The 22,973-nt window shown below is 46.2% G+C and carries 17 protein-coding genes; all 17 read left to right on the forward strand.

Annotated elements, in window-relative coordinates; all coding sequences use genetic code 11:
* The first annotated feature begins 85 nt into the window (after nucleotides 1-85).
* The 17 genes from mutS (at nucleotide 86) to AABI08_RS07605 (ending at nucleotide 22,838) form a co-directional block, all read left to right on the forward strand.
* Nucleotides 86-2,821 (forward strand): DNA mismatch repair protein MutS, encoded by a 2,736-nt coding sequence (gene mutS, locus AABI08_RS07525; protein ID WP_338344327.1) that lies wholly within the window; start codon nucleotides 86-88, stop codon nucleotides 2,819-2,821.
* Complete coding sequence (gene mutL, locus AABI08_RS07530; RefSeq protein ID WP_338344329.1) at nucleotides 2,814-4,937, forward strand: DNA mismatch repair endonuclease MutL; 2,124 nt, start codon at nucleotides 2,814-2,816, stop codon at nucleotides 4,935-4,937. The genes mutS and mutL overlap by 8 nt, the downstream gene beginning before the upstream one ends.
* 85 nt (nucleotides 4,938-5,022) lie before the next feature.
* Nucleotides 5,023-5,508: a YehS family protein gene (locus AABI08_RS07535; RefSeq protein WP_338344330.1), complete on the forward strand. Its 486-nt coding sequence runs from the start codon at nucleotides 5,023-5,025 to the stop codon at nucleotides 5,506-5,508.
* Between the two features lie 128 nt (nucleotides 5,509-5,636).
* Nucleotides 5,637-6,515 carry a UDP-N-acetylmuramate dehydrogenase gene (murB, locus tag AABI08_RS07540; RefSeq protein ID WP_338344331.1) on the forward strand — a complete coding sequence of 293 codons (879 nt, stop codon included), beginning with the start codon at nucleotides 5,637-5,639 and terminating at the stop codon, nucleotides 6,513-6,515.
* A 3-nt stretch (nucleotides 6,516-6,518) separates the two neighbouring features.
* Nucleotides 6,519-8,618, forward strand: a complete 2,100-nt coding sequence (locus AABI08_RS07545; protein ID WP_338344333.1) for a cation:proton antiporter domain-containing protein — start codon at nucleotides 6,519-6,521, stop codon at nucleotides 8,616-8,618.
* Between the two features lie 2 nt (nucleotides 8,619-8,620).
* Nucleotides 8,621-9,445, forward strand: coding sequence for a diadenylate cyclase CdaA (gene cdaA / locus AABI08_RS07550; protein WP_181013993.1), 825 nt, complete (start codon nucleotides 8,621-8,623; stop codon nucleotides 9,443-9,445).
* Nucleotides 9,442-10,464, forward strand: coding sequence for a CdaR family protein (locus AABI08_RS07555; RefSeq protein ID WP_338344335.1), 1,023 nt, complete (start codon nucleotides 9,442-9,444; stop codon nucleotides 10,462-10,464). The genes cdaA and AABI08_RS07555 overlap by 4 nt, the downstream gene beginning before the upstream one ends.
* Nucleotides 10,465-10,521: 57 nt before the next feature.
* Nucleotides 10,522-11,886: a phosphoglucosamine mutase gene (glmM, locus tag AABI08_RS07560; protein ID WP_059393504.1), complete on the forward strand. Its 1,365-nt coding sequence runs from the start codon at nucleotides 10,522-10,524 to the stop codon at nucleotides 11,884-11,886.
* A 120-nt stretch (nucleotides 11,887-12,006) separates the two neighbouring features.
* Nucleotides 12,007-12,708, forward strand: coding sequence for a ribonuclease III (gene rnc / locus AABI08_RS07565; protein WP_059393503.1), 702 nt, complete (start codon nucleotides 12,007-12,009; stop codon nucleotides 12,706-12,708).
* A gap of 24 nt (nucleotides 12,709-12,732) precedes the next feature.
* Nucleotides 12,733-16,290: a chromosome segregation protein SMC gene (gene smc, locus AABI08_RS07570; RefSeq protein ID WP_338344648.1), complete on the forward strand. Its 3,558-nt coding sequence runs from the start codon at nucleotides 12,733-12,735 to the stop codon at nucleotides 16,288-16,290.
* A 19-nt stretch (nucleotides 16,291-16,309) separates the two neighbouring features.
* Nucleotides 16,310-17,635 carry a signal recognition particle-docking protein FtsY gene (gene ftsY, locus AABI08_RS07575; RefSeq protein ID WP_338344338.1) on the forward strand — a complete coding sequence of 442 codons (1,326 nt, stop codon included), beginning with the start codon at nucleotides 16,310-16,312 and terminating at the stop codon, nucleotides 17,633-17,635.
* A gap of 3 nt (nucleotides 17,636-17,638) precedes the next feature.
* Entirely contained in the window at nucleotides 17,639-17,980 is a 342-nt protein-coding gene (ylxM, locus tag AABI08_RS07580; RefSeq protein ID WP_059393500.1) for a YlxM family DNA-binding protein, read from the forward strand.
* A 39-nt stretch (nucleotides 17,981-18,019) separates the two neighbouring features.
* Nucleotides 18,020-19,495: a signal recognition particle protein gene (gene ffh / locus AABI08_RS07585; protein ID WP_338344340.1), complete on the forward strand. Its 1,476-nt coding sequence runs from the start codon at nucleotides 18,020-18,022 to the stop codon at nucleotides 19,493-19,495.
* A gap of 109 nt (nucleotides 19,496-19,604) precedes the next feature.
* Nucleotides 19,605-20,414, forward strand: a complete 810-nt coding sequence (locus tag AABI08_RS07590; RefSeq protein ID WP_338344341.1) for an HAD-IIB family hydrolase — start codon at nucleotides 19,605-19,607, stop codon at nucleotides 20,412-20,414.
* Nucleotides 20,415-20,676: 262 nt separating this feature from the next.
* The gene (locus AABI08_RS07595; protein WP_168778182.1) at nucleotides 20,677-21,438 is read left to right on the forward strand and encodes a class A sortase; all 762 of its coding nucleotides are present in this window, start codon (nucleotides 20,677-20,679) and stop codon (nucleotides 21,436-21,438) included.
* A 36-nt stretch (nucleotides 21,439-21,474) separates the two neighbouring features.
* The gene (gene ruvA, locus AABI08_RS07600; RefSeq protein ID WP_059393497.1) at nucleotides 21,475-22,098 is read left to right on the forward strand and encodes a Holliday junction branch migration protein RuvA; all 624 of its coding nucleotides are present in this window, start codon (nucleotides 21,475-21,477) and stop codon (nucleotides 22,096-22,098) included.
* 107 nt (nucleotides 22,099-22,205) lie between these two features.
* The gene (locus AABI08_RS07605) at nucleotides 22,206-22,838 is read left to right on the forward strand and encodes a deoxynucleoside kinase (protein WP_059393496.1); all 633 of its coding nucleotides are present in this window, start codon (nucleotides 22,206-22,208) and stop codon (nucleotides 22,836-22,838) included.
* Nucleotides 22,839-22,973: the final 135 nt, after the last annotated feature.

A 22,973-nucleotide genomic window follows, 5' to 3' on the forward strand; every position in this document is an offset into this window, starting at 1 on the left:
TTTTGTCAATCTGACTCGTCAAATGGCAGTGAAAGGCAAGAACAACGGTAACATCGCTTAAAAACTGTTAAGAGGAGGGCCATTTATGGCGACAAAAGAACCAACCCCGATGATGGTGCAGTACCATCAAATTAAAGAACAATACCCCGACGCCTTCGTGTTTTACCGAATGGGCGATTTTTATGAGCTATTTGAAGATGATGCGATTAAAGGAGCTAAAATTCTTGAGTTAACGTTAACAGCACGGAATAAAAATTCGGCTGAACCAATTCCAATGGCTGGGATTCCTCACCATGCTGTGTCAGCCTATATCGACATTTTGGTTGATGCTGGTCATAAGGTGGCCATTGTCGAGCAAATGGAAGATCCGGCAACAGCTAAGGGGATGGTTAAACGTGATGTTGTCCAGTTAATTACGCCGGGGACGAAGCTCTCCTCAAAGAATGGGGATGGCAAGGATAATAACTTTTTGGCTGCTGTGGTGGCAACCGGATCACGTCCGGGGGATGCCGACCAGGCAGCTTTTGCCTTGTCTTATATCGACCTTTCAACCGGTGAACTGAAGGCAACGGAATTGATGGATGAGAGCGCCGTTTTAGATGAATTAGGCGCTTTGGAGGTGAAGGAAGTCGTCTTAGCAAAAGAGGGCGATTTTTCAACTCCAGCATTGGCGGATGCCATTGGCGAAAAGGGACTGGTCGTTTCCTATCAGGGACCCGTTCAGCCTTCCGCTACGATTACTTATTTAACGAAAGATTTAAAAAATACGGCGAAGCAGACGGTTACTGGGCTACTTCTTCAGTACCTATTTGATACGCAAAAGCGGTCTTTGGACCACATTATGCCGGTTCAAACATATGAGCGCCAGGCCTATTTGGTGTTTAACCAGGTAACACGGGTCAACCTGGACTTGGTTGAAAACGCGCGGACCAAGCAAAAGGCTGGATCTCTTTTTGCGCTCTTAGACCAGACGAAGACGGCCATGGGTGGTCGGCTGTTGAAGCAGTGGCTGATTAAGCCTTTGAAGGATTTAGAGAAGATTCAGGCTCGGCAGGATGCTGTGGCTGCTTTTAAGGATGACTTTTTCACCCGGGGAACGGTCCAGGAGCAATTAAAGTACGTTTATGACTTGGAACGTTTGGCCGCTAAAGCTGCTTTAGGGACCATTAATGCCCGTGATTTGGTGCAATTAAAGCGCTCACTTCAGGCAGTACCGGACATGCAGGCTGCCTTGAAGGCTGACCATGTTAACCCAATCTTGCAGGCTGCTGGTGAAGAAATCGACCCATTACTTGATTTGGCGAGCCTGATTGACCAAGCCATTGTCCCTGAGCCACCAATTTCAGTTCGTGATGGCGATTTAATCAAGCCGGGTTATGATGATTTGGTTGATTCTTACAACCAGGCCTTGGCCGATAACCAAGATTGGTTAGCAGCTTATCAAAAGCAAGAACAAGAAGCGACTGGCATTTCGACTTTAAAGGTCAAGTACAACAAAAACTTTGGTTACTTTATCGAAGTGACCAAGGTGAACCTCGACAAATTAGAAGAGGGACGTTACCATCGCAAGCAGACATTGACGAATGCGGAGCGGTTTACCACGCCCGAATTGAAGGAACACGAGGACCTGATTTTTGCAGCGCAGACAAAACGCTTTGACCGTGAATATGATTTATTCTTGGCTATCCGCGCCAAGGTCAAGGAAGAAATCAGTCGCTTGCAGACATTAGCGCAAAAGATTGCCCGGCTTGATGTCTTGGCTGCCTTGGCTGATGTTGCTGAAAACCGTCATTTTACCAAGCCAGCGTTTAAAACAGATGGCGACCGGGCATTAACGATTAAGCAGGGCCGCCATCCGGTGATTGAATCTCTCTTGGGACCCGGTGAATATGTTGCCAATGATGTCTTCTTTGACGAAAAAACCAAGATTCAACTGGTAACCGGACCGAATATGGCTGGTAAGTCAACGTACATGCGCCAGGTTGCCTTAATCGTGGTGTTGGCTCAAATGGGGGCCTTCGTGCCAGCCGATGAGGCGATTTTACCAATCTTTGATCAAATCTTTACCCGAATCGGGGCTAATGATGACCTTGTTAACGGTCGGTCAACCTTTATGGTTGAAATGGCCGAGGCAAACTTGGCGCTGCAAGGTGCAACCTCACAGTCACTGATTTTATTTGATGAATTAGGACGAGGTACGGCCACTTACGATGGAATGGCTTTGGCACAGGCAATTATTGAGTACTTGGATCAAAATCTCCATGCGACAACGATTTTTGCTACCCACTATCATGAGTTAACGGCTTTGGCAGCTAGTCACCCGGCCATTCAAAACGTCCATGTTGGGGCGCAGCTAACAGACGATGGGACTTTGCACTTCTTACACCAGGTTCAGCCAGGAGCAGCCGACCGTTCTTATGGAATCCAGGTAGCTGCCTTGGCAGGATTACCTAAGTCGCTCTTAACGAATGCCGAGTCGATTTTAAAGGCCTTGGAAACGCAGGGAGCGGGGCAAGTAGAAGGTGTTGAAGAGACGTCTTCTGTGAGTTCAAACGCTGCTGTTACTAGCACTGCTAGTCAGGCGGAGACAAGTGCTTCAACTGGGGCACTGCCAATTGGGGATGGTTTGGCACAAGACATTCCGCTCTTTGAGATTGCACCTGCTAAGGAAATGCCAGCACCAGTAGAAGTGGATTCAATTAATCCGGCTGACCAGAAAGCCCTTGATGAACTCGATCGGGTGAACCTTAACCAGTTGACTCCGTTGGCAGCCCTGAACTTGATTGCCAAATTACAGGAAATGAGGCAAGAAAATGACTAAAATTCATGAACTGCCTGAATTATTGGCCAACCAAATTGCGGCCGGCGAGGTGATTGAACGTCCCGCTTCCGTGGTCAAAGAATTGGTTGAGAATGCCATTGATGCCAATGCAACTCAAGTAGAAGTTGTGATTGAAAATAGTGGCTTGGATTTAATTAAAGTAATCGACAACGGTCAGGGAATTGATCAAGAAGAAGTACCACTGGCCTTTGTTCGCCACGCGACTTCGAAAATACAAGACCGGCATGATTTGTTTAATATCATGACTTTGGGTTTCCGTGGTGAAGCCTTGCCATCGATTGCGGCGGTTGCTGATGTCACTTTGCAGACCAGGACTCAGACAGCTGAAACTGGTTTTCTTTACCAGGTTAAAGGTGGCCAGGTGGCTCAAGAAGGGCCAACCGCCGGTCGCTTTGGGACTATTGTTGCCGTGCGTTCGCTGTTTTACAATACACCGGCTCGGCTAAAGTATTTGAAAAAGCCACAGACCGAGATGTCTCTGATGGTGGAAACCATCAACCACTTGGCCATGGCTTACCCAAATGTTGCCTTGACACTGAGTCATAATGGTAAGACTTTAGTGAGAACACCGGGTAATGGCGATTTGCGGCAGGTCTTGGCAGTTGTCTATGACCGAAAAACGGCTGAAAAAATGGTTGCTTTTGAGGGCGCTTCTGATCATTTTAAGGTGAATGGCTACTTGTCCTTACCAGAACAGACCCGGTCTTCCCGGTCTTATTTTGCCGTTTTGGTAAATCACCGTTTTGTCAAAAATTTCTCTGTTTCAAATGCGATTAGTACAGGTTATGGTTCAAAATTGATGGTTGGCCGTTTTCCAATTGGTGCTATTAATATTGAGTTGGACCCACTGTTGGTTGATGTCAATGTTCACCCTCAGAAGGCCGAGATTCGTTTGAGTGAAGAGGGGGAGCTGACGGAGCTGATTACGCAGGTCATTGCCGACCGACTGCGTGGTGAAAACCTGATTCCTGCTGCACTCGATAACTTGGGGCAGGGTGAGACAGAGGAAAGTTCGGGTGCAGCGGCAGATGAGCCGACCGTTCCCGTGAAGAAGTCGGCCAAAGAGGTCCTTTCTGTTCCGGTTAAGGCTGACCGGGTGCTTGAGATTGATGACGAAAACCAACTAGCCGATGCGAAGGTTGCTGATTTTGCCAGCCGTTATGCCAAAGAAGAATACCGGCCGGCTTTTGCGGACGAAGATCAACCTCAGTCGAAGGTTGCTGAACCGTTAGCAACTTATCAGCAAGATACCGCTACTGACCAGCCAACTAGCGATACTAAAGCGAATGGTGGCCTTTATGCCCATGCTGATACTGGTCTGGCCGCATTAGCCAGCCAGGCCATGGGTTTGGATCTTGATTCAAAGCAAAACGATGGGCTGAGCGGGCAGCAAAATCAGGACCAGCCTAAAGTGGCTCCTAAGCCCGTTAACCAGGATTTGGATTTAAGTGATGAGAATAGCAAAAAGACAGGTTTTCCTAGTTTGGATTATATTGGCCAGATGCACGGCACCTTTCTCTTTGCCCAAGACCAGGACCATTTGTACTTAATTGACCAGCATGCTGCTCAAGAGCGCTTGAATTATGAGTATTATCGACGGGTGGTTGGCCAGGTAGGTGAGGATCAGCAGCAATTGCTGGCACCGATTACTCTGACCTATTCGACCGCTGATATGTTAAAGATTGCTGATTTTCATGAAATTTTTGAGCAGGTTGGCTTGCACTTGGAAGAATTTGGTCCGAATACGATTGCTTTGTATGAGCATCCAGCCTGGATTTTAGCTGATCAGGCTGAAAGCACCATTGAAGAAATGATTGACTGGGTGCTTCATGATGGTAAGCTTACTGTAGCAGCCTTTCGTGAAAAGGCTGCGATTATGATGTCTTGTAAGCGGGCGATTAAGGCCAATTGGCATATTTCAGATGAAGAAGCGAAGACGCTCTTACGTGATTTAGCACAAGCTGAAAATCCATATAATTGCCCTCATGGTCGGCCAGTTTTGACTTCGTTTACTCTGAAGGAGATGGAGCGGATGTTTAAGCGTATTCAGGATTCACATGAATCGTGGCAGACGTACGATACCCATCCATTTTAAGCTGGGTTTAGGCAATATTTATGATGAACTTTTTAATTCGGGCGCATAATTTCGCCCGACTAGCCGTATTTTCAAAGGAAAATTAATGAACTATAACGATACAATAATTCGGTTGCGCTATGCCCTTAATTTATCTAATCAAGATGTCATTCGACTTTTTGCCATGGGTGGCGTCAAAATTACGCAAAAGGATTTAGACCGAATTTTGACCAAACAAGAAGATGATAGTCAACCAGATCAGGCACTTTCGGCTCATGATTTGGAGGCTTTTTTGAATGGCTTGGTGATTGATAAGCGTGGTGAACGCCTGTACAAAGATGGGCAAGTAGTGCCACCTACCTTTGATATGACCAAGGCTGATTTGGTCAATAATGTTGCCATCAAGAAAATCAAAATTGCCATGGCCTACACATCGGATGATTTGCAACAATTATTGGCATTGGCAGGGGCGAAGGTCTCAAATGGTGAATTATCGGCGATATTGCGTCGCCCTGACCACCGGAATTACCGACCAGCTGGCGATCGTTATTTACGCAAGCTGCTAGCAGGAATGGGCAAGAAGTACCGTTAAGGTGATTTTTTGTCCGAATAGCTGAAACGAATTCAAGAAAGACGGTGCTCTTGCGCCGTCTTTTTTCTTCCTATGAAAACGGTAAAGTTTGGTATGATAGAGAAGATAGGATACTAATGGAGAATACTATGCAAATTGCCCAAGATTTAATACAAAAAGAGCAAGAAATTGCACCCTACGCCTATACTCAAGCTGGTGGCGTAGCGGATTATTTGGCGATTCCAACTTCAATAGCTGAGTTGACCGCCTTGCTGGATTGGGCCAAGCACGAAAGCCTGCCGGTTCATGTTTTTGGTCGGCTGTCCAACTTGGTGGTTCGTTCTGGTGGTCTACGAGGTTTGGTGATTTTGATGACCGAACTCAAGGCCGTTCAGCAAGAAAATAATCAACTGCTAGCCCAGGCTGGCTGTGACATTATTTGGTTGGCTGCCTTAGCCCGTGATAAGTCCTTAACTGGATTGGAATGGTCGGCTGGGATTCCCGGCTCCGTTGGTGGGGCGGTCTTCATGAACGCCGGTGCTTATGGTGGGCAAGCCGATATGGTCGTTTCCTCTGTATTAGCAGTGATGCCTGATTTAAGCTTAAAGACTTTTACAAAGGATGAATTAGAGTTTGGCTACCGTCATTCTGTTTTTCAGGAAAACGGCGGGGTTATCGTCCAGGCAACCTTTGACCTGGCATCTGGTGACCAACAGGCTATTCAAGAAAAAATGGATCAGGTTAACCTTGCCCGTGCCAACAAGCAACCCTTGTCATGGCCATCGAATGGTTCCGTCTTTAAGAGACCAACTGGCTACTTCGCTGGTAAGTTGATTATGGATGCCGGATTGCAAGGTACACGTGTCGGTGGGGTTGAAGTATCGAAGAAGCATGCCGGTTTTATGGTCAACATGGATCAAGGAACGGGTAATGACTACGAAGACTTAATTCACCTTGTTCAAGCAAAAGTTTTTGAGGAGTACCATGTTCGCCTAGAACCTGAAGTTCGTATTTTAGGAGATCGGTAGCCTATGGATATCATTGAGTTAATGATTGTCTTAGTGATTGGTGTCGCCATCTCAAGCATCATCTCTCACTTTGTTCCAGCCGTCCCGATTTCACTGTTTCAAATTGTGATTGGCTTTTTATTGGCCACGATTGGTGGCACCTATATCGAAGTCGATTCCCACTGGTTTATGATGCTTTTTGTGGCTCCGATTCTGTTTAACGACGCCTGGCGCTTTCCAAAAAGGGAATTGTGGAAATTGCGGGTGCCAATTTTGATGAATGCCATTTGGCTCGTCTTAGTGACGACGATTTTGGGTGGCTGGTTGATTCATTTTTTGATTCCAGAATTACCGATTGCTGCTTCGCTGGCATTGGCAGCTGTGCTATCCCCAACGGATCCAATCGCGGTGCAAGCGATTGCCAAACGGGTTAAACTCCCTGAAAACCTCTTACATGTGGTGACAGGAGAGAGCCTGGTCAACGATGCGACCGGTTTGGTTTCGTTTAATACGGCTATCAAAGCAGTAGTAGCTGGGACTTTCTTATTAACGGATGCTTTGTTAAACTTTGCTTGGATGACCATGGCCGGGATTGTGACCGGCGTTATTATTGGGGCGCTGATTATTTGGCTGCGGGATTCCGTCTCACGCTTTGGCTTAGCTGATGTTGTTTTCTATACAGTAATTACAATTTTGCTACCATTTATTATTTATTGGGTAGCTGAGTATCCCATGCACGCTTCTGGTTTGATTGCCGTTGTGACGGGTGGAATCACTGCCAAAATCTTAAATGACCGCCACGTTGGCCTTTTATCGGCCGAAGCAACGATTGTTTCGGTCCATGCTTGGGAGGTCTTAGTTTACGTCTTAAATGGCCTAATCTTTGTCTTACTTGGCGTCACCTTGCCAAATGCCTTGCACAACATCTTAGAAGATACCAATATTTCCAACTTACAGGCACTGGCTTACGGCTTACTAGTCTGGTTTATTATCTTTTCTTTACGCGTGTTGTGGGCTTTGGCCATTCAAATCGGTCAGAGGTTGCGGCATAAGGCGAAGGTAGTTTCCTTTAAATCAGCCATTGTATCGGGTTTGACAGGGGTTCGAGGTGCTGTTACGATGGCCGCAGTTTTGACTATTCCTGTGGTCACCTACAAAGGCGAGCTGTTTATTGGCCGTGATTTAATGATTTTTATTGCGGCGGTAGTGGTCATCTTTTCTTTGGTAGTGGCTTCTGTCATGCTACCAGTTGTGACGAAGCAGACAACGAAGCACGATTTCACTCAACCGGAAGGCGCAACGGAGGTTGATGATGATTTGCCGGAGGAACACCGGGCTGATTTATCAGAAGATCAGGCACGCCTCTGGATTATGCGAGTTGGCATTCAGGCCCTACGGGATGTGCAAAATAATCAAAATCGGCGAATTGTCCATGAACTAATCACTCGGCGGCAAAAAAAAGTCCGCCAATTACGACGGAAGCTTCATGAGGATGAGGACCAACATGATTTTGCCGCCGAGAAGGACTTGGAGTTACAGGAAGTCGCTTTGAAGGCGGAACGTAATCGCCTCCAACAATTGTTAGTTGATGAAGAAATTACGCCCATTACCTATTCTTTGCAAGATCGGCGTCTTGATCAAATTGAGGCTGATTTGGGAACAACTCGTGATTTCTTTGCTAATAAGCGATTAAAGTGGTTGTTGCGTCGTTTGGCCGTTAAGGTGCGAATTTGGCTGGCTGAAGAAGAAAATGATCGGGTGCAAGAAGAGGCCGACCATGCCACTCGTGAACTACTAAAGGCTGCGATTGCGGCCATCTCAGCATATGTGGAGAAACAAGTTGGTGATACCGTGATGCAGCGCGTTTTACGGCAAGAAGCGTATAATTTAATTGTGATCTACCGTTTTCAAATTGAAAAGACCAAGGCGGTCTCGACATTTGATCAACAAGAAGAAGATGATCGCATGCGATTAGAGCTTGAATTAAAGGCACTAAATGCGGAACGAGATTTCACCCAGCAACTCTATGAGCAAAAACGGATCTCACGGCAAACGAGTATCAATTTAAGACAAGTAATAAACTATGCGGAAACCAGAGTTTTGGTTGGCCGCAATGAGGAGTAGAAATGGGAATTTGGGCATACATGACCAGTAGTAACCTGGTTCACCTATTAGATGTATTGATTATCTGGTTCTTGTTGTATAAGGTAATTACCTTTGTTGAAGGGACCCGTGCATTACAAATCCTTTTTGGAGTTGGTGCCATTATCTTAATCAAGGTCGTCGCTTGGTATACCGGCCTGGTTGTCGTTTCTTGGTTAATGGATCAGTTAATCACCTGGGCACCAATCGCTTTGGTCGTTATTTTCCAACAAGAAATCAGACGTGGCCTTGAAAATTTGGGTCGGCGCTTAACGGTTCGTCGCCATCACATTGATAATGAACAGGCGCGCGAATTGATTAAGGGCTTGGATATGGCTTTGGAGTATATGTCAAAGCGCCGAATTGGTGCTTTGATTACGATTAATGGCAAAGATACTCTAGAAGAGTATATTAAGACTGGGATTACCCTCGATGCCAAGGTGACAGGGCAATTATTGATTAATATCTTTATTCCCAATACGCCTTTGCACGATGGGGCGGTCATCATTAACAATGATCGGGTAGCGGTTGCTGCTGCCTACCTGCCACTATCGGAATCAACGAGAATTCCAAAGGAATTGGGAACTAGGCACCGAGCAGCTGTTGGAATTTCAGAAGCAACAGATGCCGTCACGGTGGTTGTTTCAGAAGAAACTGGTGAAATTTCCATTACCCAGCGGGGAGACTTGCTGCGGAATATGGATCGCGACTCCTACTTAAACTTCTTTGAAAAGCAGTGGATTGAGCCAGTTGGTAAGAAGAGCAAGAAATCCTTGCTGGGACAATTGTTCCGGGGGAAGAAATCATGAATAAGTGGACTTCATCAAAAATCGTGAACGTGGCTTTTTCATTTTTGTTGGCACTCTTAATTACCGCTTATGTTTTGTCAACAAAGCCGAGCTACTCGGGATCGAATAATAATCAATATACATCGCTGTTGCCCGAAAAAAAGGCAACGATTACGTCACCTTTGACGGTACAATTTAATTCTTCAGATTATGTCATTGTTGGGGCGCCAAGTTCTGTTGGTGTGACCCTTCAGGGTTCATCAGCCTTAGTAACGGCGGCTCAAAGTCATAATGAAATTCAAGCTGTGGCTGATTTGCGTGGCTTAGGGGTTGGACAACATACTGTCAACGTTGCTTTGACTGGTGTTAGCTCATCGTTGACAGCGACCGCCAGTCCTCAGACTGTAACAGTCACCTTGGCAGAAAAGGATTCCGCTAAGAAGGATGTTCAAGTTCAGTATGATGATTCAAAGATTGCTTCTGGCTACCAGGTGACCAACACAACTGTTGATCCAAAAACAGTGACAATCACTGGACCAAAGGAAAACGTGGATGCTGTTGATCATGTTGGCGCCGATGTGGCCTTAAACAAGAGTACTAAATCTAACGTGACACAATCGACTAAATTAACGGCTTACGATAAGAATGGCGATGCTGTTCAGGTAACCTTATCGCAGCAAACGGCCCAAGTGTCGATGACGATTTCTAGTTCTGGATCGAGTTCAAGCTCCAGTTCCAGTGCCAGTAGTAGCAGTTCACAATCAAGTACGAGCGGGTCGTCGTCAACTACTAAGAAAGTGAGCTTAGTAGGCCAGGCGAGCGCCGGTTCAACGGACAATTTTAACATTAGTTTCAGCCCGAGTTCCGTGACAATTGCTGGCTCAAGTGATACACTAAGTAGCATTGATTCTTTGCCTGTTAGTCTGGACCTGTCCAATATTACTAGCAAATTAACCAAGACCGTGAGCCTGACGAAACCGAGTGGCGTTGATAGCCTGTCGGATCAAAGCGTTCAGGTGACGATTAGTCCAAAGTCATAAGGTCTGATTTGTTTGCGCTAAAATTATTGGCCAACCATAAGTGGAGATAAATAAAAAATGACAGAATCGCAGTTAAAATACTTTGGAACAGATGGGGTCCGAGGCATTGCTAATGAAGGCTTAAAGCCTGAATTAGCCTTGAAACTCGGTCGTGCTGGTGGGGCAATTTTGACTCGCCACAACGATAATCCTGATCGACGCCCAGTTGTAATCGTTGGTCAAGATACTCGAATTTCTTCTGAAATGTTGCAAGAGGCTTTGATTGCCGGCTTGCTTTCTGTGGGCGTTGACGTGTTGAATTTGGGCGTCATTACTACGCCAGCCGTTGCTTACTTGGTTGAAGCTTTGGAAGCGGATGCCGGCATTCAAATTACGGCATCCCATAATCCAGCCGCCGATAACGGTATTAAGTTCTTTGGCCAAGACGGTTTTAAGCTTTCAGATGAACTTGAGAGCGAAATTGAAGCACTCTTAGACGGCGATGGCTATGAAGACTTACCGCGACCAAGCGCTAAGGGGTTGGGTGTTGTTTCTCATTACCAAGAGGGTGCTCAGAAATACTTGGCCTTCTTACAGAAGACTATCCCTGGCGACTTATCTGGCTTTAAGTTAGCCTTAGATGGAGCCAATGGGGCGACCTTTGACCTTCTACCACGTCTTTTTGCAGATTTGGGAGCTGATTTCAAAACAATGGGGACAGAACCAGACGGCTTGAATATCAACGACCAGGTTGGCTCGACTCATCCAGAAGCTTTGATTGATATGGTCAAAGAAGGGGAGTTCTCAGCTGGTTTGGCCTTTGATGGGGACGGAGACCGTTTAATCGCTGTTGATGAAAACGGTGAAATTGTGGATGGTGATAAGATTATGTATATCACTGCCCGCTTTATGAACAACCAAGGCCGTTTGAAGCACCAAACTGTGGTCTCAACTGTGATGTCTAACATTGGTTTCTATAAAGCGTTGGAAGCTCAAGGAATCAAATCTGTCCAGACTCAGGTCGGTGACCGCTATGTCATGGAAAAGATGGTTGAAGATGATGACAACCTTGGTGGTGAACAGTCCGGTCATATTATTTTCCGTGACTGGGCCAAGACTGGGGATGGCTTGTTGACGGCCTTGCAACTGCTCTTTGTGATGAAGGAGACTGGGCAGTCACTGTCAGAATTGGCAGCCGATGTCACGTTATATCCACAAAAATTAGTGAACGTGAAGGTGCCGGATAAGCAAGCAATGATGCAAAATCCAGCCCTGTTGGCTAAGATTGACCAGGTTGAAAAGCAAATGGCCGGTGATGGTCGAGTACTGGTTCGTCCTTCCGGGACGGAATCAATTGTGCGAGTAATGGCGGAAGCCAAAACTGAAGAGTTGGTCAGCGCCTATGTTGATTCAATTGTTCAAGTTGTTGAAGCTGAAAAATAAAAGTTAAAAACCAAGGAAAGCCAAAGTGCTGATCCTTGGTTTTTTTGCCCTGTTTTGCAACAAAAGCTGACCTAAAAATCTGTTATAATAAAAACAACTGAATTTTGAAAGGAAAACACCTTGTCACCATCTGACTTTAGTAACTTTTTAAGAGAAAAGTTTCAAATTAGTTTTAATAACTTAAACCTTTTGCAAGAGGCTTTGACCCAACGCAATTACTTGAATGAGCACCCTAAGGAACAGGGCCGGGATTACCAACGGCTCGAGTTTTTGGGTGATGCCATCATGCAGGCAACGGTGACGGAATACCTCTTTAAGCGTTATCCTGATTGGGATGAAGGCCAATTGACTGAAATGCGAATCACCATGGTTCAAACAAAGTCCTTTGCTCACTTCGCCCAAGTCATCCACCTGAACGAAGCCATTCGTTTGGGGAAGGGTGAGGAAATGAACGGTGCCCGGTCACGTCCTTCACTTTTGGAGGATATCTGGGAAGCCTTTATCGGGGCCTTGTTCTTAGATCAGGGCCAGGCTGCCGTGGTTTCATTGTTGAACCAAACGGTCTTTGCGGCCATCGATGAAAACTTCTTTGACCAATTTATTGACTTTAAGTCCCGCTTGCAAGAAAAGTTGCAGGCTCAGGGATCTGTTGATATTACTTATCAAATTGAGAATGAAATTCGTAACGAAGACAACAGTCAGGTTTTTGAAGTCTTTGTTGCGGTTGATGGCAAGACTTTGGCCCATGGGTCAGGTCAGTCCATCAAGGATGCGGAAAAGGCGGCCGCACAAAAGGCCTATCAAGATTTAACTGCCAAATAACACACAAGAGTACACAAAACGCCCATGAAATTAAAGACACTGGAAATTATTGGCTTTAAGTCTTTTGCCAATAAAACCGTGATTGACTTCCAGCAGGGAATGACTGGGATTGTTGGTCCAAATGGTTCTGGAAAATCAAATATTATTGAAGCCATCCGTTGGGTGATGGGGGAACAGTCGGCTAAAGATTTGCGAGGCAATAAAATGGCCGACGTTATTTTTGGTGGCACAAAAAATCGGAAGCCCTTAAACCGGGCGGAAGTTTCGATTACTTTTGATAATGCTGACCATTATATTGCCTCTGATTTTACCGAAATTCGAATTACAAGACGGCTGTATCGGACTGGGGAATCTTCTTACCAATTAAACGGGACGGAATGCCGACTCAAGGACATCCATGAACTCTTTATGGATACAGGCCTTGGTCGGGATGGTTTTTCAATTATCTCCCAGGGCCAGGTCGAGAAGATTTTTTCGGCGAAGCCAGAAGAACGACGGGGCATTATTGAAGAAGTTGCCGGTGTTTACAAGTATAAGCAAAACAAGGACAAGGCCGAAAAGGACTTGGCTGCCACGGAAGATAACTTGGACCGTGTTGATGATATTATTGCCGAAGTGGAAGGCCGACTGACCCCTTTGGCTGACCAGGCTTTAAAGGCCAAGGATTACTTAGCTAAACGCGAAAGCTTTGAAAAATTAGACCAGGTGCGATTGACCCGGTCGATTTTGTCGTTACAAGGACAAGTTGCTGATCAAAGACAGGAGGCCGGCAAAACCAAGGAAGCAGTTGCAAAGCAGCAAGCCCAGGTAAGTTCGATTCAAGATGGCCTTAGTCAAACCCGTAGCCAATTAGAGGCAATCCAACACGACCGTGACGCCTTACAGGCAGAGATTGTTGCCAAGGCGCAGGAAAAAGAACGGTTAATCGGAAATCAGAAGCTGGCCTCACAAGAGCAGGCCACTCTGGTCCGCGATTTGGCTCATTTAGCCGAGCAACAAAAAGACGATCAGGCTCAAGTCGAAGAAACCCAGGCTGATTTAACGCAGGTGCAGGGCCAATTAACGGCCTTAGTTGACCAAGAACGGTCATTAAAACAGACCATCAAACAAATCGACCAGGACCACGGAGCGACGAAAATCGACGCAGTTCAAAACGAATTGGCCGAAAATCGCAATGCTTATGTGGCAGCAATGCAGGAAATTGCTTCCTTACATAATAAGCTGACTTATCAAGAGAAGGCTTTGGCTCAAACTGAAGCCCAGTTAGCTTTGAAAAAGACGGCGATGACGAAGGCCCAGGGCGACTTGGATGCTGCAGAAAGTGCCTTGGCAGCCTATCAAAAAGAACATCCGGACCAAACGACTGGCGAAAATCCTTTCGAGGCTCAGGTGGCGCAAGCAGAGGATGCCTTAGCAGACGCTAAGACAACGGCTCAGGACCAACAAAAAAGTTGGCAAGAGGCGGCCTATGCTCTCGACCAGCAGCGGTCACGTTATCAGGCGGAAGCTTCCTTGGATGATTATGCTGGTTTTTATCAGGGCGTTAAGAACCTGATGGTACCGTCTGTGCGACGAAACTTTCCAGGTATTAAGGGTGTCGTTGCCGAATTGTTAACGGTGCCAAAATCCTATACTAAGGCAATTGAAACCGTTTTGGGTGGAGCCTTACAGCAAATTGTAGTGGACTCAACTCAAACAGCTAAGTCAATTGTTGCCTACTTGACTAAGAACAAAAAGGGTCGGGTAACCCTTTTGCCAATTGATACGATTCGCCCTCGTCAGGCGCGCGATGTTGCTGCCGCTAGCCGTGAAAATGGTTATATTGGCTTAGCTGCCGACTTAGTTTCCGTGCCAGCTGGGATGGAAAATATTCTGTCTTCGCTATTGGGAACAACGCTAGTTGTTGAAAATTTGGATGCGGCAACTCGAGTCGCTCGGGCTTGTCAAAATCGTTTGCGGGTCGTTTCATTAGACGGTCAGCTGGTCAATGCCGGTGGTTCGATTACCGGTGGTGCCAACTTCCGTCAGGGTCCATCCGTTCTGTCACGGCAAGCTGATTTGAAGGAAAAAGAAGCAGCGCTGGTTAAGCAACAGGCACTGGTTGATGACCTGGCTGAAAAGCGTAACCAAAGTCAAAATCAGGTTAACACTTGGCAGGAAAAGTTGGCGGACTTGATGCAAAAAAGTCGCGATTTTGTTGCTCAGGGACAGCAGGTTGATTATGAATTGGCCGGCTTAAAGGATACCGTCGACCGCCATCAAACCAGTGTTCAAACGTTATCTTTGGACCTGGCAGATTTGCAGGTTGCCAAAGAGGATGCTGAGCAGGAGCAGACAACGGCCCAAGCGGCCTTGACTGAAAACGAGGATAAGAAGGGGCAAATCGAGGGACAAACTGCTGATTTGACCGCCGAGTTGGACCAGTTAACCAAGGACCAACAGGCTTATCAGGACCAAAAAGCCGAATTCCAAGCAGAACTCGCCAAGGTTTCCGCCCAGCGTGCTGCTCAGGAAGAAAATCAGAACCGCTTGACCGAAGCCTTGACAAAGGTGCAAGAGCACTTGTTGTCATTGCAGGAGCAGGCGGGGCAGATGCAGGAAAGCCTCGACCAGGCGAAGAGCGCTGAAGAACTGAGCCAGGCGGTGACGGATTTGTCGACCGCCTTAACACAGGCCCAGGAAAAGGCTGATTCACTGGCCGAACAATGGACCAAGTTATCAACGACGGTTAAGGAAGAGGAAGAAAAGCTCGCCTTGGCCCAAGAAGAGTTGAATAACGAGGTTGTTGATCAATCAGCCGCTAACCATCGTTTGCAAAGTAGCCAAGAACGCTTAGCCAAGCAAATTGCAACGTTGCGGCAGACTTATGGCTTGACTGTAGAATCAGAGGACGATGTGGTTGCTTCTGATTTGTCTGACCAAGAAATTGACCAAACTTTGGCCGAAACAAAGAAGGCCATCGATGCGTTGGGACCCGTGAACATCGCTGCCATCCAGGAGTACGATGAAATTAAAGACCGCCACGACTTCTTGACGAACCAAGCAGAAGACCTGAAAGCGGCCAAGCAAACCTTGCAGGATACCATCGATGAGATGGACCAAGAGGTTCAGATTCGCTTTAAGGAAACCTTTGATGCCATTGCGGCTAATTTCTCAGATGTCTTTACAAAGATGTTTGCGGGTGGCCAGGCTCAAATCGAGTTGACCGACCCGGAGCACTTGTTAACGACTGGAATCGACATTAAGGCGCAGCCGCCTGGCAAGAAATTCCAGCAAATGTCGTTGCTGTCCGGTGGCGAAAAGGCCTTGACGGCTATTTCGTTGCTGTTTGCGATTTTACAGGTTCGCCCGGTACCGTTTGCCGTTTTGGATGAAGCCGAGGCGGCCTTGGATGAGGCGAACGTCGATCGCTTTGCGGCCTATTTGAAAAACTTTGCCGGCGATACCCAATTCATCACCATTACGCACCGAAAAGGAACGATGGTTGCCGCTAAAATTCTGTATGGTGTTACAATGCAAGAAGCAGGGGTGTCAAAGATGGTTGCGGTTAACCTGGAAGAGGCACACCAACAACTCGCTTAATCACATAGGAGAGTAGTCTATGGGACTTTTTGATATTTTTAAGAAAAAAAAGGTTGATCAGGAAAATCAGTCAGCCGAAGTTGATCAGCAGACAACACCTGAGTCAGCACCAAGCGAATCAGAGAAACAGGTAACTGATGCTGACCAAAATCAGCCGGCTGAGAAGAGTGCAAACGTGGCGGCAACGGACCAACAAAACCAGCCTGCTAAAGAAGGCCAAGCTGAGGGCACCACTGGATCAACCGCAACTGAAGCCAACGAATCAGCCACAGCTGATAACGACGAAGCTGAACAAGAGTCAGCTGAAGTGGTTGTAGAAAATAATGACGGAGACCAAGCTGTTGCTACTGGCCACAATCAGGACCAGGGTCAAAAGCAAGACCAGAATGAAGACCAACACCAAGACGAGCAATCCAATCAAGAGGTTTATGATCGTGGCTTGAAGCAGTCACGGAACGGCTTTGCCGAACGGTTTAACCGCTTTTTGGCTAACTTCCGCTCGGTTGATGAAAACTTCTTTGAAGAATTAGAGGATACCTTGATTGGGGCTGATTTAGGCTTCGATTTGGCCATCCAAATTTCCAACCAAGTGCGTGAGGCTGTTAAGGTTCAAAACATCAAAGATAAGGACCAAATCCGTTCTTTGATTATTGAACAAATGGTGGCACAGTATGAGGCTCAAGGTCAAAACGAAGACCAATCCATGCATTTTGCGCCAGCCGGTCAACCAACCGTGATTCTCTTTGTTGGGGTGAACGGTGTCGGCAAGACAACAACTGTTGGAAAATTAGCTTCAACTTACAAAAAAGAGGGCAAGAAGGTCCTTTTGGCGGCAGCGGATACCTTCCGTGCCGGTGCGGTAAAGCAACTGCAGGAATGGGGTAACCGGGCCGATGTGCCGGTTGTTGCTGGTCCTGAAAAGGCCGACCCAGCATCCGTTGTCTATACGGCAGTTGAACGGGCCAAAGAAGAGCACTATGACGTCTTGTTCGTTGATACGGCCGGCCGTTTGCAAAATAATGTCAACTTGATGCAGGAATTATCAAAGATTAACCGGGTGGTAAAGAAGGTTTTGCCTGATGCACCACAAGAAGTTTTGCTGGTCTTGGATGCGACGACTGGGCAGAATGCTTTGCAGCAAGCCAAGTTGTTCCAGGACTCTTCTGATGTGACTGGCATCGTCTTAACCAAGATGGATGGGACTGCCAAGGGTGGCATCGTCTTTGCCATCCGTGACAGCCTTCATTTGCCAGTTAAGTGGATTGGCTTTGGCGAGAAGGCCACTGATTTACGCGTCTTTTCGGCCGAAGACTTTGTTTATGGCATGTTTAAGGACTTGGTCTAAGCGATGGATTTAGACAAAAAAAATCAAGTGAACGCACTATTACCGTTTTACGGACCGTTGCTGACGGTTAAGCAACAAAACTACTTGCGGGCGTACTTTGAGGATGATTACTCCATCATTGAAATCGCCGAGGCCGAAGTTGTTAGCCGGCAAGCCGTTTCGGATAACTTGAAGCGTGGCGTTGACTCTTTGGAACATTACGAGGCTGTTTTGGGCCTCTACAAGGATTCAGTCCACCGTCAGGCGCAGGAACAGGACTTGTTGGACTATGTTGCCGAACACTACCAAAACGATCAACATCTAAAGCAAATTTTAGACCAACTGGTCAACCAAGAAATTAATTAAGGGGGAAGCCGGTGCCCAAAGTGGCCCGGCCAAGCAATCATGGCTTTTGAAAACTTGACACAGCGCCTCTCCAAGACGTTGAAAAACCTAACTGGTCAGGGCAAGATTAGAGAAGAAGACCTGCAGGCCTCTCTTCGTGAAATCCGCTTAGCCTTACTGGAGGCCGATGTTTCTTACTCAACAGTGAAGAAGTTCATCGACCAGATTCGCCAAAAGGCGAAGGGCCAAGAAATTTTGGAAGGTTTGAACGGAGCCCAACAGGTCATCAAGATTGTTAATGATGAATTAACGGCCTTGATGGGGGACGAGGCTGTTCCGCTCAACAAATCAGAAAAGATTCCGACAATCATTATGATGGCCGGTTTGCAAGGGGCTGGTAAGACAACCACCATTGCCAAATTAGCTTATAAGTTAAAGCGCGAAAATAACGCCCGTCCACTTTTGATTGCGGCCGATGTTTATCGTCCAGCCGCCATTGATCAGTTGGAAATCTTGGGAAAAGATTTGGATGTTCCGGTCTTTTCACAGGGGACGGACGTTGATCCACGTGAAATTGTGAAGGCTGGGTTAGCCCAGGCCAAGGAAAATAAGAACGATTACGTCTTGATTGATACGGCGGGTCGTTTGCAAATCGATGCCGAATTGATGGCCGAATTGAAGGACATCGAAACGATTGCTCAGCCGGATGAAGTCCTCTTGACGGTCGATGCGATGACCGGACAGAACGCTACGGAAACAGCGCAAGGCTTTACCAACGAGTTGAACTTGACTGGTGTCGTTTTGACCAAGTTGGATGGTGACACCCGTGGTGGAGCCGCCTTATCAATCCGTGATGTCACGGGGAAGCCAATCAAGTTCGTTGGTCAAGGTGAAAAGCCAACTGATTTGGACGTTTTCTATCCAGACCGAATGGCTTCACGAATCTTGGGCATGGGGGATATGCTGACCTTTATCGAAAAGGCTCAGCAAGAAGTTGACGAAAAGAAGCAGGCAGAGCAGCTCGAAAAGATGCGGCTGAACACCTTTGACTTCAACGACTTTATCGACCAACTGCACCAGGTCCAAAACATGGGACCAATGGAAGATTTGCTGAAGATGATTCCTGGAATGGCCGGTAATCCCGCTTTGGCGAACCTGCAAATTGATGACAAGCAGTTTGCCCATATGGAAGCGATTATCTCATCGATGACGAAGGCCGAGCGAGAGGATCCCGATTTGTTGAACCCATCTCGCCGCCGTCGTTTGGCAGCCGGTGCTGGGCGGCCAATTGTCGAAGTCAACAAGATGATTAAGCAATTCGATCAGATGCGCAAGATGATGAACCAAGCCTCAAACGGAAACTTCTCCGGTATGGAATCCATGATGGGACAAACCGGAATGGATATGTCCCAAATGATGGGCGGCATGGGCGGTGGTATGCCAAGTGGTAACTTTGGCCAAAAGGTACAAAATTTTGCCATGAAGCAAGCAGCCCGGAAGATGAAGAAGTTAAAGAAGAAGCGTGGCAAAAAATAATTATTGCCTGTTGTTAGTGAAACGATAGCAGGTGACCGGCGGCAGTCATTGCCTATGGTAGAAAAGGGGCGACATATCCCAGTTTTTGAACGTAGCTACAGATAGGAAAATGATGACGATTAAACTAATTGCAACTGATTTAGACGCCACCTTTTTACGAGTGGACAAAAGTTTTGACCGCCAGGCTTACCAGGTAATGGTCGATTTAGCCAAGAAAAAGAATGTAACCTTTGTGGTTGCGACTGGTAATCATCCAGATAAGGTGGCCAAATACTTTGCCGGGGCCAACCAAGACTTTACGTTGATTGCTAACAACGGTGCTGAAGTCGTTGAACAGGGTGAAATCATGAAGACTTACCCAATTGACACGGCCGCTTTTCAGCCGATTGTGGAAACTGTTTTAGCTAATCGCGACAGAGTCTCAATGGGCCTAGTCTTCACTGGGGTCACTCAGGCATTTATGCTGAAAGAGATGGCTGCATTGGGGTATGGTGATCGCAAGGCGCAACAATATTTCAAGGATTTGAGAATTGTTGACAGTTTAAGCGAGATTAACGAACCGATTTTGAAGATGACGGTCGATCTACCAGACTTTGAGCGTCCCTTCATGGAAGCGGTCAATAACCGTCAACTACCAATCCACGTCACAACTTCGGGTTATGGTGCCGTTGACTTGGTCAACCCAGCTGTTAACAAGGGTGTCGCCTTAAAGGATTTAGGTGATCAGCTAGGGATTCTGCCAGAGGAGATGGCTGCCTTTGGTGACGGCCTGAATGATTTGGAGATGCTGCAATTGGTTGGTCATCCCTTCGTGATGCCGAATGCCGATCCTGAACTCTTTACCTATGGGTTTGAGGAAGCAGTTGCTGATTCCAACAATGATGGGGTCTTGAAGACGATTTTGGCTGACATTCTGTAAGCAGAGAAAAAATCAGTTATCGAGTCTAGCTGAGCTATTGGTGTAAAACCTGTTACCATTTATTGATAAACATTTAAAAGCAATCGAATGATTGCTTTTTTAGTGCTAAAAACCATGTTTGTTAGGTCAAACGTGGGCAACTAGACCAATCTGTTTTTATGCTATAATAGTGGCATTAAGTCAAACGTTTTAATGCTGATTTATCCTACAGAAAAAATCAGCATCATGAGACAATGAAAAACTGTCAGGAGGAGAAAGCCAAATGACTGACCGCATGAGAAAGTGGGTTCGACGCCTGCTTTGGTTAATAATTATTGGTATTATCGCTTTTTTGGGTTACAGCTGGGCTGAATCACAGCCTGCATTAAGTCCAGTAAAAACGGTTCCAAAGCAATTGTTTGGTCAAACAAAGATTTATAGCCAAAATGATCGACAACAGATTGCCAGCAAAATTAGTGCTCAAGATCAAAGTGCTAAAGGATTAACAAAGCAAGGCTTTGTGGCTATTCCAAAACTATCGATTTTACTACCGATTTACGATAATGCCTATTCAGCCGTTGCCTTGAATGTTGGGGCTAATACGGCGCAAAAAGGTACGCCTGTACCAACAATGGGACAGGGAAACTATACGTTGGCTGCTCATAATTGGGATAATGGTTATACGGCTTTTTCCGCTCTGCAACAGAAACTTAATCAGAATGCACCTTATTACGAAAGCGGTCAAGCGGGGAGCTCAAGCTGGTTAAATGGTCAATCAATCTATCTGGCTAATGGTGATGGGGTCTTTACTTATCAGATTACCGGTCAGGTTGGTGTTGATGAAAACGATGGATCCGTTTTAAATCCGGATGACCGTGATGACGATAAGGCAAAAATTACGATTATTACCTGTCTCTTCCCTGATACTACGAAGCGCATCATCACGAATGCCAAGTTCATGAAGTTTGAATCTTGGGCTGATGCTAGCAATGACGAAGTTGGCTATTTCGATACGAAAAAGCAAAAAATTAACTTAGTTCCGTAATCTGCTTTACGGTAAAATAGATATCCAGGAGTTATTATGTATGAATACTTGCGGGGTGTGATTACCCAGGTCTGGCCAGGCTATATCGTCTTAGAAAGTAAGGATGGGATTGGCTACAAGATTTTTCCGGCCAATCCTTATCACTACACCGTTGACCAGGAAGCCCAAGTTTTCGTGGAACAAATTGTTCGCGAAACGGAGTTAACCCTTTATGGTTTTGCTTCGATGACTGAAAAGGGACTGTTCAACAAGTTATTAAATGTTTCAGGCATTGGGCCCAAATCAGCCTTGGCCATCCTGGCTGGTGCAGACCCAGCTTCCTTGGTGGCGGCCATTGATCAGGATGAAGTTGGCTATTTGACTCAGTTTCCAGGAGTTGGGAAGAAGACAGCTCAGCAGATTATCCTGGATTTGAAGGGGAAGATGGCGGACTTTGCGAACTTAGCTCAAGGACAAGAGCTTAGCTTAGGTCTAGACTTGTCTGATTCTAATCGCTTGGTTGCCGGCGATAGCCAGAACCTGGCCGATGCCATGGCGGCTTTGGAAGCCTTGGGTTATGCCCAAAAGGATATTAAAAAGGTGAAGAAGGCCTTGGCCGGTGAAAAGGGAAAGACAGAGGAGCTGATTTCAAAAGCTCTGGCCCTGCTAGTTTCAGCATAAAGAACTGGTTAAATGCGGTGTAAGCAACCGTTTGTCACAAGAGCGCAAGCTGAGGGATTCTTTCCAGTGAGAAAGGAAGGCCTTGGCCACAAAACAGAGGAGCATGTATGGTGATTATTACAGCAGGAATGATTGGTGTTGGGAAAACAACGTTGACTGGTTTGATTGCAGACCATTTTGAAACGCAGGCCTTTTTTGAACCAGTGGGGGATAATCCGGTTTTGCCACTGTACTACAAGGATCCAAAGCAGTATGGTTTCTTGCTCCAAATTTTCTTCTTGAACCGTCGTTTTGAGATGATTAAAAAGGCCTTGGCTGACGATAACAATGTCTTGGATCGGTCAATTTATGAAGATGAACTCTTTACAGAGGAAAACCATAAGGATGGTAATATCTCCGATATGGAAATGGATGTCTATCATAACTTGTTGACGCGGATGATGGATGAATTGCACGCCTTGCCAAAAAAGGCGCCTGATTTGATGGTCTATGCCGATGCTGATTTTGATACGATTTTGGCCCGCATTAAGAAGCGTGGTCGGGATTATGAACAGTTTGATGGCAATGATGAGTTGAAGGCTTATTATCGCAAGATGTGGGAAGCCTACCAGGGATGGTTCGATTCATATGACCAATCACCAAAGATTAAAGTGGATTTGCAAAAATACGATTTGGAAGATCCAAAAAATCAGGAAATTATCCTGGGCCAAATTGATGATGCCTTAAAGGCGATTCGTTAATTGGTCACATAAAAAGCCTGTCTTTTGATATGAACCCCGAAATTTGGACAACCAAATTTCGGGGTTTTACTATGTCTAAATTATCAAAAGAAGACAAAGTTAATATTTATTATCTTTGGAAAAAACAATGCTATA

It is taken from the genome of Fructobacillus evanidus (genome assembly GCF_963580165.1).
Taxonomy (GTDB): domain Bacteria; phylum Bacillota; class Bacilli; order Lactobacillales; family Lactobacillaceae; genus Fructobacillus; species Fructobacillus evanidus.

Excerpts from the sequence above, each read along its gene's own strand:
- AABI08_RS07605 (WP_059393496.1), top strand. The coding sequence starts at position 22,206 with ATGGTGATTATTACAGCAGGAATGATTGGTGTTGGGAAAACAACGTTG.
- ffh (WP_338344340.1), top strand. The coding sequence starts at position 18,020 with ATGGCTTTTGAAAACTTGACACAGCGCCTCTCCAAGACGTTGAAAAAC.
- cdaA (WP_181013993.1), top strand. The coding sequence starts at position 8,621 with ATGGGAATTTGGGCATACATGACCAGTAGTAACCTGGTTCACCTATTA.
- mutL (WP_338344329.1), top strand. The coding sequence starts at position 2,814 with ATGACTAAAATTCATGAACTGCCTGAATTATTGGCCAACCAAATTGCG.
- AABI08_RS07545 (WP_338344333.1), top strand. The coding sequence starts at position 6,519 with ATGGATATCATTGAGTTAATGATTGTCTTAGTGATTGGTGTCGCCATC.
- ruvA (WP_059393497.1), top strand. The coding sequence starts at position 21,475 with ATGTATGAATACTTGCGGGGTGTGATTACCCAGGTCTGGCCAGGCTAT.
- AABI08_RS07555 (WP_338344335.1), top strand. The coding sequence starts at position 9,442 with ATGAATAAGTGGACTTCATCAAAAATCGTGAACGTGGCTTTTTCATTT.
- AABI08_RS07535 (WP_338344330.1), top strand. The coding sequence starts at position 5,023 with ATGAACTATAACGATACAATAATTCGGTTGCGCTATGCCCTTAATTTA.
- AABI08_RS07595 (WP_168778182.1), top strand. The coding sequence starts at position 20,677 with ATGACTGACCGCATGAGAAAGTGGGTTCGACGCCTGCTTTGGTTAATA.
- glmM (WP_059393504.1), top strand. The coding sequence starts at position 10,522 with ATGACAGAATCGCAGTTAAAATACTTTGGAACAGATGGGGTCCGAGGC.
- ylxM (WP_059393500.1), top strand. The coding sequence starts at position 17,639 with ATGGATTTAGACAAAAAAAATCAAGTGAACGCACTATTACCGTTTTAC.
- AABI08_RS07590 (WP_338344341.1), top strand. The coding sequence starts at position 19,605 with ATGATGACGATTAAACTAATTGCAACTGATTTAGACGCCACCTTTTTA.
- mutS (WP_338344327.1), top strand. The coding sequence starts at position 86 with ATGGCGACAAAAGAACCAACCCCGATGATGGTGCAGTACCATCAAATT.
- smc (WP_338344648.1), top strand. The coding sequence starts at position 12,733 with ATGAAATTAAAGACACTGGAAATTATTGGCTTTAAGTCTTTTGCCAAT.
- ftsY (WP_338344338.1), top strand. The coding sequence starts at position 16,310 with ATGGGACTTTTTGATATTTTTAAGAAAAAAAAGGTTGATCAGGAAAAT.
- murB (WP_338344331.1), top strand. The coding sequence starts at position 5,637 with ATGCAAATTGCCCAAGATTTAATACAAAAAGAGCAAGAAATTGCACCC.